This window comes from Brevundimonas naejangsanensis (assembly GCF_003627995.1).
Taxonomy (GTDB): Bacteria; Pseudomonadota; Alphaproteobacteria; order Caulobacterales; family Caulobacteraceae; genus Brevundimonas; species Brevundimonas naejangsanensis_B.
In genome coordinates this window covers 1,537,236-1,550,861 of record NZ_CP032707.1, presented here as the reverse complement: position 1 = coordinate 1,550,861, position 13,626 = coordinate 1,537,236, and the positions used below count along the sequence as shown (strand labels likewise).

Genomic DNA, 13,626 nt, shown 5'->3' with positions numbered 1-13,626 from the left:
TGAAATCAGGTTCGGCTTAGAAGGACTTCGTGAGGTTCACGAAGGCCGTCCGGCCCAGGTAGTCGTAACCCGAGTACAGCGGGGCGTTGCCGACCCGGTTGTTGTAGCCCGACGAGATCGTCGGCGGGTTGTCGTTCAGCAGGTTGCGAACGCCGGCCGTGACCGTCCAGCCTTCACCCGTGTACTGCACCGAGGTGTTGTGCAGGTAGTAGTCGTCGGTCTCGAGGTCGTACTGGCTGGTGGCCGGGTTCTGACGACGATAGGCGTAGTCAGACGTGCCCTGGATCCACTCGACGCCGTAACGCACGCGCCACTTGTCCCAAGCGTAGGACAGGTCGGCCGTGGCGGTGAACTCCGGGTTGTTCAGACGCGACTTGTACTCGACCAGCGGATCTTCGCTGAACAGCTTGCTGGCGACCTGGGTGTACTGGGTGACCGCCAGGTTGGCGAGCACCGAGCCCGGGCCCACGTCCTTGCGGTAGCGAGCGGTGTAGTCCAGGCCCTTGACGATGTCCGTGGCCAGGTTGACGTAGCCGTTCTGCACCGTCAGGCGCTTGTCGCCGGCGTCGCGCGACACCAGCGAGCAGAAGCCCACGTCGGCCGCGAAGTCGGCGGCGTTCGAGTCGTAGCAGCGCTCGAGGATGTTGCCGGCGCCGTACTGGGCCACGCCGTTCTTCACCTCGATCTCGTAGTAGTCGACGGCGAAGGCGAAGTCGCCCCAGCCCTCGGGCAGGGTCGGACGCAGGACCAGGCCGACCGTCAGGTTGGTCGAGGTTTCAGCCGAGAGACCGGCTTCCGCGCCGCCCTTGGTGATGACCGCGACGCTCGACTTCTGCTGGAACGTGTGGTCCAGGCCCTCGACCGCGCAGTTGGCGATCAGGTTCGGCGAGGCGCCGTCGGCATCGAACTCGCTGCAGGGGTCGTTGCCGGCCGCCAGGAAGCCCGAGGTCGCGCCCACGAACTGCTCGAACAGCGCCGGGGCGCGGTAGGAGGTGCCGTAGGTGGCCCGGAACGTCAGCATGTCGATCGGCTGATAGACCAGACCCACCTTGTAGGTCGTGTCGTCGCCGTAGGAGTCGTAGTCCGTGTAGCGGAACGACGCGTTCAGGCTCAGTTCGCGAGCGAACGGGGCGTCGCGCAGCAGCGGCGCTTCGACTTCGCCGAAGACTTCCCACACCGAGTCCGACCCGCGGGTGATGGCCGAGGTCGAGAAGTTGTAGGTGTTGCCGTTCTGGCTATCCAGGCCCGGCGTGTCGTCGATTTCCGACTTGCGCCATTCCGCGCCGAAGAAGCCCATCACCTTGCCGGCCGGCAGGTCGAACAGCGGGCCGTCGATGCCGGCGCTGACGATGGCTTCCTTGTACTCGGTGATGCCCTTGACCGGACGGAAGACGTAGTCGACCCAGCTCTTGGGCAGCACGCCGCCGATGACCTGGGAGCTCAGGGCCGGAGCCGCGACGCAGCCCGGGTTCGAGGCCAGTTCACGGCATTGGAAGCCGCCGGCGCCGTTCGAGACGACGTCGAGGGACTCGATCAGGCGGTTGGTCAGGAACTGGTTGTTGACGTATTCCGAGCGCGAGCGCGAATAGCCGGCCGACAGGTCATAGCGCCATTCGGGGACGAAGAAGTCGCCCTTGATGCCCACGACGTTGCGGTTGAAGACCTGCTCCTGGGTGGCGGTGTCGTTGCCGAAGCCGATGAAGGCGCGCACGCCGATGTCGGCGCCCTTGTTCAGGCCCTGGTCGCCCGAGAAGGTGCTGAAGGCCAGGCTGGACGGGATCAGCGGGCTGTCCTTGGCGTAGTCCAGGGCCAGCTGGCGGAAGCTCGTCTGCGACGACTTGCGCTGGTTAACCAGGAATTCGCCATAGACTTCGGCGTTGCCCAGGGCGTTCAGCTGATAGCCGCCTTCGGCGTACAGGGTCGCGATCTCGACCGGCGAGATCAGCGAGCGGTTCAGCATGCGGTCGTCGAAGGTGTCGCGCACGTTGACGTTCACGCCCGTGCCGCCGACGCCTTCAAAGCCGGCCATCGCGCCGGTGACGCCCGAGTTCGGACGGAAGCGGTTGAACAGGACGTTCGGCGCGCCCGCGGCCGGGGTGCCCGCCACGCCGTTGAACACGCGGTCGCCCTTGGCGTTCAGGCCGCCGTCGACGCCGACGCCGATCGTGTTGATCGTCGTGCCGTTCGAGCCGGTCGAGGTGATCGGATAGCACTTCGACTGGCCGGTCAGCGGGTCGATGAAGTCGCGGCTCACGCCGGCGGCGGTCGGACGACGGCCGTCGGTCTGGCAACGCGTGAACTCACGGTCGCGCAGGGTCAGTTCGTCGCGCTCATAGAACTCGGCCGAGCCGGCGGCGCGCCAGCGGTCGCCGCGGGCGCCGGTCGTCAGCGACAGGCGGGTCGAACCGCCGTTGCCGTTGGCTTCCAGCGGCAGGTTGCTTTGCGCCTCGAGGGTCAGGCCCTCGAAATTCTTGCGGGTCTGGATGTTGACCACGCCGGCCACGGCGTCCGAGCCGTACACCGACGAGGCGCCGTCGCGCAGGACCTCGACGCGGTCGATCATGGCGGTCGGCAGCACGTTCAGGTCGGCCGAGCCGACCGAGCCGCGCGAACCGGCCGGCGAGACGCGACGGCCGTTCAGCAGCACCAGGGTGCGGCTCGGGCCCATGCCGCGCAGGCCGATGGTGTTGGCGCCGGGGCCGCCGTTGGTGACGTAGCCGCCGTAGGAGTTGTTGATCTGCGCGGTGCCGCCCGTGACGGCCGTGCTCTGCAGCGCTTCCGTGGTCGAGGCGAAGCCCTGCAGGGTCGCTTCTTCGCGCGTCACGACCTGGGTCGGCGACGGCGCGTTATAGTTGTCGCGACGGATGCGCGAACCGACGACGACGATCTCGTCGACCTGGGTCGCTTCCTGGCCAGTATTCGTAGCGCTTTGAGCAAGCGCTGCCCCCGGAACAAGCATGGTCATCGACAATGCGGCGGCTCCAGCCGCCATCGTCGTGCCCAGCAGGTAGTCTTTACGAGTGCGCATAAGCCTCTGTGTACCTGATAATTATTACTGAACATCACATCGTTCAGTGAACGATGCTGAAAAACCAATGTTCGACTTCACGTTTCTTGGCTCACAGCATGGCTATGGCTGGCTCGTCACCCCATCAACCAAATTCTTTCAAAAAAGCATAGTTAGGCGAAACGGTGAGGCATTTTTGACGCGCAAAGGCCGAGTTCGGACCGTTATTTTGTCAGATTTGAACATATTTGTGCAAAATAAGGCTTCAATACGCCGGAATTGCCCCAGTTGTGGCGAGAGATTCACCACAAAAAGGCAGGCTGGCGTTCAACCTGTGGTAGCGTCGCGGCGGATTTGAGGGCAGCGGCCGGCACGCGCCGCTCTGGCGCCGTCTTCGCGCGCGCACTAGGTTGATGTTCATGGCCCGTTCCCCGTCGAAACCGAGCAAGCCCGTCCACACGCCCAATCCCGGCATGAAGGAAGCGCCGGTCGCCTTCGATCACGGCCGCGCGCCCATGTTCGCGCCGGTGAGCGGCCCGCGCCTGACGCCCGAGGAGGCCCCCGCCGCCCCCGCCGACTGGACGCCGCACCGCCCCGAGCGGCCGACCGGCAAGAAGCGCATCCCTTTCCGGCTGGAGACGAAATACCAGCCCGCCGGCGACCAGCCCTCCGCCATCGCCGAACTGGTCGCCCAGGCGAACGACGGCGACCGCGAGCAGGTGCTGCTGGGCGTCACGGGCTCGGGCAAGACCTTCACGATGGCCAAGGTGATCGAACAGACCCAGCGCCCGGCCCTGATCCTGGCCCACAACAAGACGCTGGCGGCCCAGCTCTATTCCGAGTTCAAGGCCTTCTTCCCCGACAACGCCGTCGAGTATTTCGTCAGCTACTACGACTACTACCAGCCCGAGGCCTACGTCCCGCGCACCGACACCTACATCGAGAAGGACAGCTCGATTAACGAGCAGATCGACCGGATGCGCCACGCCGCCACCCGCGCGATCCTGGAGCGGGACGACGTGATCGTCGTCGCCTCGGTCAGCTGCATCTACGGCATCGGCTCGGTCGAGACCTACACCGCCATGACCTTCGGCCTGAAGGTCGGCGACCAGATCGACGAGGCCAAGCTGCGCGCCGACCTGATCGCCCTGCAGTACAAGCGCAACGACCTGCATTTCGAGCGCGGCATGTTCCGCAAGCGCGGCGACACCCTCGAGATCTTCCCGGTCCACCTGGAGGACCGCGCCTGGCGCATCAGCCTGTTCGGCGACGAGATCGAGGCCATCGACGAGTTCGACCCCCTGACCGGCAAGAAGACCAATGCGCTGGAGGACGTCACCGTCTACGCCGCCAGCCACTACGTCACCCCGCGCCCGACGCTCAACCAGGCCGTCACCGGCATCAAGGCCGAGTTGAAGGAGACGCTCGACTGGATGGTCGAGAACGGCAAGCTGCTGGAGGCCCAGCGCCTCGAACAGCGCACCCGCTTCGACCTGGAGATGATGGAGGCCACCGGCTCCTGTGCCGGCATCGAGAACTACAGCCGCTGGCTGACCGGCCGCGCGCCGGGCGAGCCGCCGCCGACCTTCTTCGAGTACATCCCCGACAACGCCCTGCTGTTCGTGGACGAAAGCCACGTCACCGTGGGCCAGATCGGCGCCATGTATCGCGGCGACTACCGCCGCAAATCGACCCTGGCCGAATACGGCTTCCGCCTGCCCTCGGCCATCGACAACCGCCCGCTGAAGTTTGAGGAATGGGACGCCATGCGGCCCCAGACCGTCTTCGTCTCGGCCACCCCCGGCGCCTGGGAGCTGGACAAGACCGGCGGCGTCTTTGTCGAACAGGTCATCCGCCCCACCGGCCTGATCGACCCTCCCGTCGAGATCCGCCCCGTCTCCGGCGCCACCCGCAACCAGGTCGACGACGTCATCGACGAGGTGAAGGCCACCAGCCGCGCCGGCTACCGCAGCCTCGTCACCACCCTGACCAAGAAGATGGCCGAGGACCTGACCGAATACATGCACGAACAGGGCGTGCGCGTCCGCTACATGCACTCCGACGTCGACACCCTGGAGCGGATCGAGATCCTGCGCGACCTGCGCCTGGGCTCGTTCGACTGCCTGATCGGCATCAACCTGCTGCGCGAGGGCCTGGACATCCCCGAATGCGGCCTGGTCGCCATCCTCGACGCGGACAAGGAGGGCTTCCTGCGCTCCGAGACCTCCCTGATCCAGACCATCGGCCGCGCCGCGCGCAACGTCGACGGCCGCGTCATCCTCTACGCCGACCGCATGACCGGCTCGATGGAGCGCGCCATCGCCGAGACCGACCGTCGCCGCGAGAAGCAGCAGGCCTACAACCTCGAACACGGCATCACGCCCGAGACGGTCAAGCGCGACATCAAGGAGATCCTCGACAGCCCCTATGAGTCCCGCGACCTCGACCGCCTGACCCGCCCCGGCGTCGCCGAGGAGGCCAGGCCCTTCGTCGGCTCCAACTTCCAGGCCGCCCTCAAGGATCTGGAAGGCCGCATGCGCGAAGCCGCCGCCAACCTCGAGTTCGAGGAAGCCGCCCGCCTGCGCGACGAGATCAAGAAGATGAAGCTCCTCGACCTCGAATTCGCCAACGAGGCGCTGACGGGCGCCGGCGAGGAGGTCGACAAGTCAGCCCCGAAGCGGTGGCGCAGGGAAGCGGCGGCCGAAAAGGCGGAAGCGTTCAGGAAGGGGCGGTAGTTACCCTTCTCCCCTTGCGGGAGAAGGTGGCAGCCGGAGGCTGACGGATGAGGGGTCTCGCGACGCCTGCTGAAGAGCGGCCTTCATCCGAGCGCCAGAAACCCCTCATCCGACCTCGCTGCGCTCGGCCACCTTCTCCCGCAAGGGGAGAAGGGTTAGCGTCGCCATATGGACGACTGGCTGCATGACCGCGCCAGGACGATGCGCCGCGAGCCCGCCCTCTGTGAGCGGCGGCTGTGGGCCATTCTGCGGGACCGGCGGCTGGAGCGGCTGAAGTTCCGGCGGCAGGTGGTGATCGGGCGCTACGTCGCCGACTTCCTCTGCCTGCGCCATCGCCTGATCGTCGAGGCCGACGGCCCCCACCACGACGCGCGCGCCGAGGACGCCGCCCGCGACGAGTGGCTGCGCGGACAGGGATTTCGGGTGTTGCGCTTTCCCAACCAGCAGATCGAGAACCGCTCCCATGAGGTGCTGGCGGCGATCCTCGCGGCGGTGAACGAAAAGCTGACGCGCGACTGATCCTTCTTCCCTTGTGGGAGAAGGTGGCCGAGCGGAGCGAGGTCGGATGAGGGGTCTCTCCGCCTTGCCTGTCGACGCGGCAACCGGTCTGCAACCCCTCATCCGTCGGCCTTCGGCCGCCACCTTCTCCCGCAAGGGGAGAAGGACGAACCCGCGCACCGTCCCCGCCCCAATCCCCATGATTCCCCGCCCTTCCCCCTCCGCCATCCCCATTCAGCCCGCCCTGGTTCGCCCCCATGCCACCCTGCCCGCGTTCCGTCGCATGGAGGGCTCGCGAGGCCTGCGACCTTGCGGGCGGCGGGAGCGGATGGAGCGGGGTCCTTGTCGGGCCGCGCGGCGTCCGTCGCGGTCTCCGGTCGAGGGCAGAGCCCAGCGGACAGGTCGCGGCGGGCTTCGCCGCACGGCTCAGGATGCGAAGGGCGGCGACGCAGGCGAACGCCGGCGCCAGCGCCCGGCCTCACCACCCATCGGGCGCTAGGCTGCTTACGCGGCCTCAAGCAGCCCGAAGGGCGGTAGGCCGCCTCTAAACAAGGAGCCGACGGGGCCTAGCGACGGGGCGTTCGACCCGTCCGTCAGAGAGGTTCCGGCCAGGGTCGCGGGGGTTACGCGGACCGTTCCGGGAGGCCTGTCGCAAGCAGGCCCCCGCCCGCCGCGGGCGCCGGGGGTAGCCGTTAACACCGGCGCCTGCCCCGAGCTCGTGGAAGCCCGTCCGCGCGGAGCGTCAGCCTACGTCGAAACGGTACATACATCTGAACTCCGGGCGTCGGCCCGGCGCTCCGCCCAGCCCTCCAACCGCCCGCCGCAAGGCGCGGCGGGCGTCCGCGTTCCTTCTCCCCTTGTGGGAGAAGGTGGCCCGTCAGGACCGGATGAGGGGGGCGCGCCGCTGCCGGATTTCGGACCGTCATCAAGCGTCCAGAAACCCCTCATCCGTCGGCCTTCGGCCGCCACCTTCTCCCACAAGGGGAGAAGGAAGGCTTGTGTCGACCAATTCGCAAAGAAAGGAGCCCCATGGCCCGTCCTCGACCGCCGCGTTCGCCTGTCCCCGTCGATCCCGACAATCCGCCCATGCATCCGGCCGAGGAGCGTCGGCTGCGGCGCGAGATCGCGAGCCGCATCGACCACCTGTGGGCCATCGTCGAGCGTCGTCGCTTGGGCGCGGCGGCGCCGCCCTCCATCGACGAGGCCTGAGGCTTGGAGGCAACATGAGGGGCGCGGCCTCAAGCTTGGCCGCAAAATGGGATGCGACCTTGCGGCGAAAATGCGGCATGGTGCGTTGTGGGAGAGATGCCGATGACCAAGTCCAGCAATGACTCCGACGCCCGCGCCGCCCTGCGCGTGGTCTCCGCGGCGGAGGTTGAGGTCTATGACCTGATGCGCGCGCCCGAAACCACCGCTGAACGGGTCAAGCGCCTGCAGGCCGAAGCCCGCGCCCTGGCGCTGGAGCAGGTCGAGGCGCTGGAGGCCGCCCTGTGCAAGGCCGCCGACATGGCCAGGGAGATCGCCGACGGCGGCGACGCCTATCCCGTCGGCGCCCGCGAACTGGCCGCCCGCCTGGTCGCCGACCTGCCCGCCAAGGCCGAGACCATGAAGGCCATCATCGCCAAGAGTCATCCTTGATTTAAGGGCGCTAACGCTCGCGACGCGGTCGCTCGCTGCTTGAGCGCGTTTTCGTGCGCTACGCTCGCGACGCGGTCGCTCGCTGCTTGAGCGCGTTTTCGTGCGCTACGCTCGCGACGCGGTCGCTCGCTGCTTGAGCACCCGCGCGAAGCGCCAGGCCGCGTCGGGTCGGGAGGTCCCGGAGGGCCGACGACCGCGGCCCACTAAGAGCTGAGTACGTCTTCGTACTCAGGATGCCGCTTCAGCCAGATCGCGGCGTAGCTGCAGTGGGGCTCCAGCTTGTAGCCCTCGGCGCGGGCGTGCTCGGCCAGGGCCTGCATGAAGGTCCCCGCCGCGCCGGTGCCGCGCAGCGAGGGGTGGGCCTCGACGTGCAGGATGATGCGCGTGTGGCCGCGCACCGCGTAGTCGGCCCAGACGGAATGCTCTGCGCCCGCCGCGTCGGCGAAATGCTGCTGGTAGCGGCGGTCGGCGGGCAGATCCTTGAAGGCGCTCATCTCGTCTCTCCCGACGGACGCGAGGGTCTTCAGTAGAACAGGCGAAGCGGCTGTTCGATCCCCCGCCCCTGCAGCAGGTCGCGCAGGCCCAGCACGCCGCGCACCAGGGTCCACACCGCCATGCCGAACAGGACGAAGACGCCCAGGTTGACCAGGATCAGCACCCCGCCCGCCGCAATGGCCGCGACCGAGGCGATCAGGGTGCGCCGCTGGAAGATGAAATGGCTGCGCGCCAGCGGGTCCGTCGGCGCCGGGGCCCGCCACAGGCGCAGCAGGCCGATCAAAGCCGCCACGCCGAAGGTCGGCACGACGAACAGGATCAAGGCGTAGCCGACGTAAAGGCCCGCCACCTCGGACTCGCTCGCGCTGGAGGGGCTGAAATCGCCGGACTGGACCATGAAGACCTCTCGCTGGAAGGAGATGATGGCGGGACGAAGAGACCGGGGCAACCGGGCGTCAACGGGCGTAGGCGACCTCGCAGCCGGCGGCGGCGGCGTCGGGAATGGCGCCGGGCTTCTCGACCCGGACGCGCACGCTCAGAACGCGCGGATCGGCCAGGCAGGCCAGGGCCGTGCGCTCGGCGAAGGTCTCGATCAGGGCGATGTGCGGCCCCGCCGCCAGGTCGCGCACGATGCGGGCCACGCCGTCATAGTCCAGCGTATCCGTCAGCCGCTCCACCGGCGCGGCGCCCAGGTCCAGCTCGACGTCCACCACCAGGGGCTGCAGCCGCCCGTGCTCATGATCGTAGAAGCCGATGGAGGCCTCGACCTGCAGCGCGCGCACCAGGACCTTCAGGCCCAGGCGGCGCGGCTCGACGGACGGCAGGGGGGTGACGACGGCGCTCACGACCAGGTCTCCGGCGGCAGAAGGTCATTGATGCTGAAATCGGCCCGGTCGCACCAGCCGCCCAGCGCCCAGGCGCGCTCCGCCTCGGTCAGGCCGCGCGTCAGCACAGTGTTGGTCGGCGTCTCCTCGATGGCCAGTTCGGCCAGGCGGAAGGGCAGGCCCTCGGCGGCGAGGATGGCCTCCAGCTTGCGCCACAGGGCGATGACCAGGGCCTCGGTCGTCGGGTCGCCGTCCACAGTCAGCACTTGGTTCAGGCGCTGCGGCTCGTGCTCGCGGAACCAGGCCAGCAGCGGGTCGGCGCGGTTCAGCTGGAAGGCGTGGTCCAGGCTGCCGTCGACGAAGCCGTGCCAGCGCGCCTTCAGCCGCTCGAAGGAGGCCGCATAGTTGGCGCGGCCGAAATCGATCTCGGCCGTCGGCTCCAGCGTCACGGTCACGAACTCATTGTGGCCATGCGGCACGGCGCATTTCGACCCGGCCTCGGCGATCAGCCGGTGCGCCATCGAAAAGCGGCGGGTGAAACGGACAGCGGGCATGAAGGTCTCGAGTGAACGGGCGGCAGCTAAAGCACCAACCTATCGCCAAATAAAGGTCATGTGGCGGCGCGAACGGCGGTCAATGCGAGTCGGACTGGACGAATTCCAGGTCGCGGTCGCGGCGGATTAGGCTGGCCCCGGCATCCACGACCAGGTTCTGGCCGGTCAGGCTGCGCGCCGACAAGATGAAGGTCAGGGCCGCCGCCAGGTCCTCGACCGCCACGGGCCGCTTCAGCGGCGTGGCCTGCGCCCCGGCCTCATAGTCGGCCTCGGGCCATCCGGCCGAGGGCAGGGTCAGGCCCGGCGCGATGCCGCAGACCCGGATGCGCGGCGCCAGAGCCAGGGCCAGGGCCCCGGTCATATGGGCGATGCCGACCCGGCTGACGGTATAGGAGAAGAAGTCCGGATTGGGGGCCGTGACCTTATAGTCCAGCATGTTGACCACTACGCCCTCGTCCCCTTCCGGCAGGCGCGCGGCGAAGTCCCGGATCAGGGCCAGGGGAGCCAGGACGTTGACCTCGTGATGGAGGCGCAGGTCCGCCTCCTGGAAGGTCTCCAGCTGGTCATAGACGAACAGGGAGGCGTTGTTGACCAGCAGCCGCAAGGGGCCGAAGGCTGCGGCCTGTTCGATCAGGGCGGTTCGCGCCCCGGCGTCCGTCAGGTCGGCGTGGACGGCGACAGCTCGCCGTCCCAGGGCCTCGATGGCCTGGACCACGGCCTGCGCCCCGTCTTCATCGGAGCGATAATGGACGACGACGTCGTAGCCCGAGCGGGCGGCCGTCTGCGCCAGCACCGCCCCGATCCGGCGCGACGCGGCCGTGACCAGCGCCACGCCCCTGGCCGGGGCGGGAGACGAGGCCCGCGTCGGGTCAGTCAACCCGGCCGAACTCGTAGAAGTTGATGGCGGCGATGACGGCGATGAAAGCAAAGATGGTGGCGATGGCCAGCATGACGGGTCTCCTGTTCCGCTTCCGAATAGGGGGAAGCGCGCCTCTGTTCAAGCCGCCCGGCCCCGGCCTATCGTTCCTACATGACCACCTGGCGCACCCGCATCGAACCCTTCACCCGGCCGCTGTTCTTCGCCTGGTCGCGGCTGAGCCGAGGCATGACCCTGGGGGTGCGCGGCGTGGCGGTGGACGCGGAGGGTCGGGTGCTGCTGGTCAAGCACACCTATCTGCACGGCTGGTGGCTGCCCGGCGGCGGGGTGGATCGCGGCGAGACGACCCATGCGGCGGTGATCCGCGAACTGCGCGAGGAGGCGGGGGTGATCGCCACGGGCGAGCCGCGCCTGCTGTCGGCGCATTCCAACGAAGCCTTCTTTCCCGGCGACCACGTCCTGGTCTTCCGCCTGGACGCCTTCGAGATGGCCGAGCGGACCAGCCACGGCGAGATCGCCGAGATCGGCTGGTTCCATCCCCACGCCCTGCCCGCCGACGCCACCCGCGCCACCCGCGACCGCCTGGCCGAGATCTTCGGCGACGCCGCGCCCGATCCCAACTGGTGAGACAGCCCATGCCGCTTCCCGTCCTCGCCCTTCTGGCCCTGGTCCTCGGCGGCGCCGCCACCGCCCTGCAGGGACCGACCAACGCCCGGCTGGCCGTCGCCGTCGGTTCGCCGGTCAACGCGGCCTTCGTCTCCTTCTTCGTGGGGACCATCGCCCTGGGCCTCCTGGCCCTGACGCTGCAGACGCGGCCGGACGCGGCGGCGATGAAGGCCCTGCCTGCCTGGGCCTGGCTGGGCGGCCTCTACGGCTGCCTCTTCGTGGTCGCCGCCGCCTGGGGCGTGCCCCGGTTCGGGGCGGCCCTGACCATCGTCCTGATGGTGGCGGGCCAGCTGGCGCTGAGCCTGATCCTCGACCATTTCGGCGCCCTGGGCGTGCCGCAGCAGTCGATCAGCCCGACCCGCGTCGCCGGCGTCCTGCTGGTGATCGGCGGGGTGCTTCTGGTCCGGCGCGGCTGAGCCTATATCCCGCCCGATGACCGAGGAGACGATCGACATTCCGGGCGACGCCCCGACCGAAGCCCTGCCGCTTCAGGCCGCCGAACTGATCGCGGACGAGGCGCGCCGCGCGCCCGACAAGCCCGGCGTCTATCGCATGTACGGCGAGGACGGCGCCTGCCTCTATGTCGGCAAGGCCAAGTCGCTGAAGAAGCGCATCGTCCAGTATGCGCAAGGACGTTTCCACACCCAGCGCATCGGCCTGATGGTCAGCCTGACCCGCGCGATGGAGCTGGTGGTCACGGCGTCCGAGACCGAGGCCCTGCTGCTCGAATCGAACTTCATCAAGAAGCTGAAGCCGCGCTTCAACGTCCTGCTGCGCGACGACAAGTCCTTCGCCGAACTGATGATCCGCCGCGACCACCGCGCGCCCCAGGTCCGCAAGCATCGCGGCGCCCATACGATTCCGGGCGACTATTTCGGCCCCTTCGCCTCGACCTGGGCGGTGAACCACACGCTGAACACCCTGCAGAAGGCCTTCCTGCTGCGATCCTGTTCGGACAGCGTCTATGAGACCCGCACCCGCCCCTGCATGCTGCACCAGATCAAGCGCTGCTCGGCGCCCTGCACCGGCCTGATCTCGCTTGAGGATTACGGCGATCTGGTCACTGAGGCCGAACAGTTCCTGCGCGGCAAGTCGCGCGCCGTCATCGGCCGCCTGTCGCAGGAGATGCAGGCGGCGTCGGACGACCTGGACTTCGAGACCGCCGCCCGCGTGCGCGACCGGATCCGCGCCCTTTCGGCCATTGCGATGGAGAGCAGCATCAACGCCGATGGCGTGGCCGAAGCCGATGTCTTCGCCCTGCACGCCGAGGGCGGCCAGGCCTGCGTCCAGGTCTTCTTCTATCGCGCGGGCCAGAACTGGGGCGGGCGCGCCTATTTCCCGCGGGTGGACAGGAGCGACAGCGACCCGGAAATCCTCGCCGCCTTCCTGGGTCAGTTCTACGAGGACAAGCCGGTCCCGCGCCTGATCCTGTCCAACGTCCGCCCGCACGAGCTGGAGCTGCTGGAGGCCGCCTTCTCGATGAAAGCCGAGCACAGGGTCGAGATCGCCCGCCCCCTGCGCGGCGGCAAGGCGGGCTTGGTCGACCACGCCCTGACCAACGCCAGGGAGGCCCTGGGCCGCAAGCTGGCCGAGAACTCGGCGCAAGGCAAAATCCTCGACGAGGTGTGCGAGGCCTTCGGCCTGGACGCCCGGCCCGAGCGGATCGAGGTCTACGACAACGCCCATATCCAGGGGACAAACGCCGTCGGCGGCATGGTGGTCGCGGGCCCCGAGGGCTTCCGCAAGAACCAGTACCGCAAGTTCAACATCCGGGGCGAAGACCTGACCCCCGGCGACGACTACGGCATGATGCGCGAGGTCATGCGCCGCCGCTTCGGCAAGCTGGTCAAGGACGAGGAGGCCGGCGAGGCGGTCGAGCGCCCCGACTTGCTGCTGATAGACGGCGGAGCGGGCCAGCTGGCCGAGGTGCTGGCCGTCATGGCCGACCTGGGCGTCGACGACATCGCCGTGGTCGGCGTGGCCAAGGGGCCGGACCGCGACGCGGGGCTGGAGAAGTTCTTCATGCCCGGCAAGGCGCCCTTCATGCTGCCGCTGAAGAGCCCGGCCCTCTACTATCTGCAGCGGCTGCGCGACGAGGCGCACCGCTTCGCCAACGGCGCCCACGCCAAGCGCCGCTCGATGGACATCAAGAAGAATCCGCTGGACGAGATCGAGGGCGTCGGACCGGGACGCAAGAAGGCTTTGCTGCACGCCTTCGGCTCGGCCAAGGGGGTCAGCCGGGCGTCGGTTCCTGATCTGGTCAAGGTCGACGGCGTCAGCCAGGCCCTGGCCGAACGCATCCACGGCTTCTTTCACAAGTCATGAGGGATGC

General features: G+C 68.3%; 13 protein-coding genes. 7 read left to right on the top strand and 6 right to left on the bottom strand.

All coding sequences use genetic code 11. The features are described 5' to 3' along the window. Positions 1-16 precede the first annotated feature (16 nt). Positions 17-3,028: a TonB-dependent receptor domain-containing protein gene (locus tag D8I30_RS07305; RefSeq protein WP_121482156.1), complete on the bottom strand. Its 3,012-nt coding sequence runs from the start codon at positions 3,026-3,028 to the stop codon at positions 17-19. A gap of 494 nt (positions 3,029-3,522) precedes the next feature. On the opposite strand from D8I30_RS07305, the gene uvrB reads away from it, so the two are divergent. The 4 genes from uvrB to D8I30_RS07285 all read left to right on the top strand — a co-directional run bounded on the left by uvrB (position 3,523) and on the right by D8I30_RS07285 (position 7,878). Beyond that, positions 3,523-5,742, top strand: coding sequence for an excinuclease ABC subunit UvrB (gene uvrB, locus D8I30_RS07300; protein ID WP_240387378.1), 2,220 nt, complete (start codon positions 3,523-3,525; stop codon positions 5,740-5,742). A gap of 168 nt (positions 5,743-5,910) precedes the next feature. Beyond that, positions 5,911-6,261: an endonuclease domain-containing protein gene (locus tag D8I30_RS07295; protein ID WP_121482154.1), complete on the top strand. Its 351-nt coding sequence runs from the start codon at positions 5,911-5,913 to the stop codon at positions 6,259-6,261. A 1,008-nt stretch (positions 6,262-7,269) separates the two neighbouring features. After that, complete coding sequence (locus D8I30_RS07290; protein WP_121482153.1) at positions 7,270-7,449, top strand: hypothetical protein; 180 nt, start codon at positions 7,270-7,272, stop codon at positions 7,447-7,449. A gap of 102 nt (positions 7,450-7,551) precedes the next feature. Continuing rightward, complete coding sequence (locus tag D8I30_RS07285; protein ID WP_121482152.1) at positions 7,552-7,878, top strand: hypothetical protein; 327 nt, start codon at positions 7,552-7,554, stop codon at positions 7,876-7,878. 203 nt (positions 7,879-8,081) lie between these two features. On the opposite strand, the gene D8I30_RS07280 is transcribed toward D8I30_RS07285, so the two are convergent. From D8I30_RS07280 to D8I30_RS07260, 5 genes are all read right to left on the bottom strand, one after another. After that, positions 8,082-8,372: a GNAT family N-acetyltransferase gene (locus D8I30_RS07280; protein ID WP_121482151.1), complete on the bottom strand. Its 291-nt coding sequence runs from the start codon at positions 8,370-8,372 to the stop codon at positions 8,082-8,084. A 29-nt stretch (positions 8,373-8,401) separates the two neighbouring features. Next, the gene (locus D8I30_RS07275) at positions 8,402-8,770 is read right to left on the bottom strand and encodes a serine/threonine protein kinase (protein ID WP_121482150.1); all 369 of its coding nucleotides are present in this window, start codon (positions 8,768-8,770) and stop codon (positions 8,402-8,404) included. Positions 8,771-8,828: 58 nt separating this feature from the next. Beyond that, complete coding sequence (folB, locus tag D8I30_RS07270; protein ID WP_121482149.1) at positions 8,829-9,218, bottom strand: dihydroneopterin aldolase; 390 nt, start codon at positions 9,216-9,218, stop codon at positions 8,829-8,831. Next, positions 9,215-9,751: a 6-pyruvoyl trahydropterin synthase family protein gene (locus tag D8I30_RS07265; RefSeq protein WP_121482148.1), complete on the bottom strand. Its 537-nt coding sequence runs from the start codon at positions 9,749-9,751 to the stop codon at positions 9,215-9,217. The genes folB and D8I30_RS07265 overlap by 4 nt, the downstream gene beginning before the upstream one ends. Positions 9,752-9,830: 79 nt before the next feature. Beyond that, positions 9,831-10,628, bottom strand: a complete 798-nt coding sequence (locus D8I30_RS07260; RefSeq protein ID WP_205570674.1) for an SDR family oxidoreductase — start codon at positions 10,626-10,628, stop codon at positions 9,831-9,833. A 153-nt stretch (positions 10,629-10,781) separates the two neighbouring features. Here D8I30_RS07260 and D8I30_RS07255 point away from each other — a divergent pair, with 153 nt between their 5' ends. The 3 genes from D8I30_RS07255 to uvrC are packed head-to-tail and all read left to right on the top strand — an operon-like array spanning position 10,782 to position 13,619. Further along, entirely contained in the window at positions 10,782-11,255 is a 474-nt protein-coding gene (locus D8I30_RS07255; RefSeq protein WP_121482146.1) for an NUDIX domain-containing protein, read from the top strand. A gap of 8 nt (positions 11,256-11,263) precedes the next feature. Further along, on the top strand, positions 11,264-11,710 hold the full coding sequence (locus tag D8I30_RS07250) for a DMT family transporter (protein ID WP_121482145.1): 447 nt from the start codon (positions 11,264-11,266) through the stop codon (positions 11,708-11,710). A 16-nt stretch (positions 11,711-11,726) separates the two neighbouring features. Then, the gene (uvrC, locus tag D8I30_RS07245; protein WP_121482144.1) at positions 11,727-13,619 is read left to right on the top strand and encodes an excinuclease ABC subunit UvrC; all 1,893 of its coding nucleotides are present in this window, start codon (positions 11,727-11,729) and stop codon (positions 13,617-13,619) included. Positions 13,620-13,626: the final 7 nt, after the last annotated feature.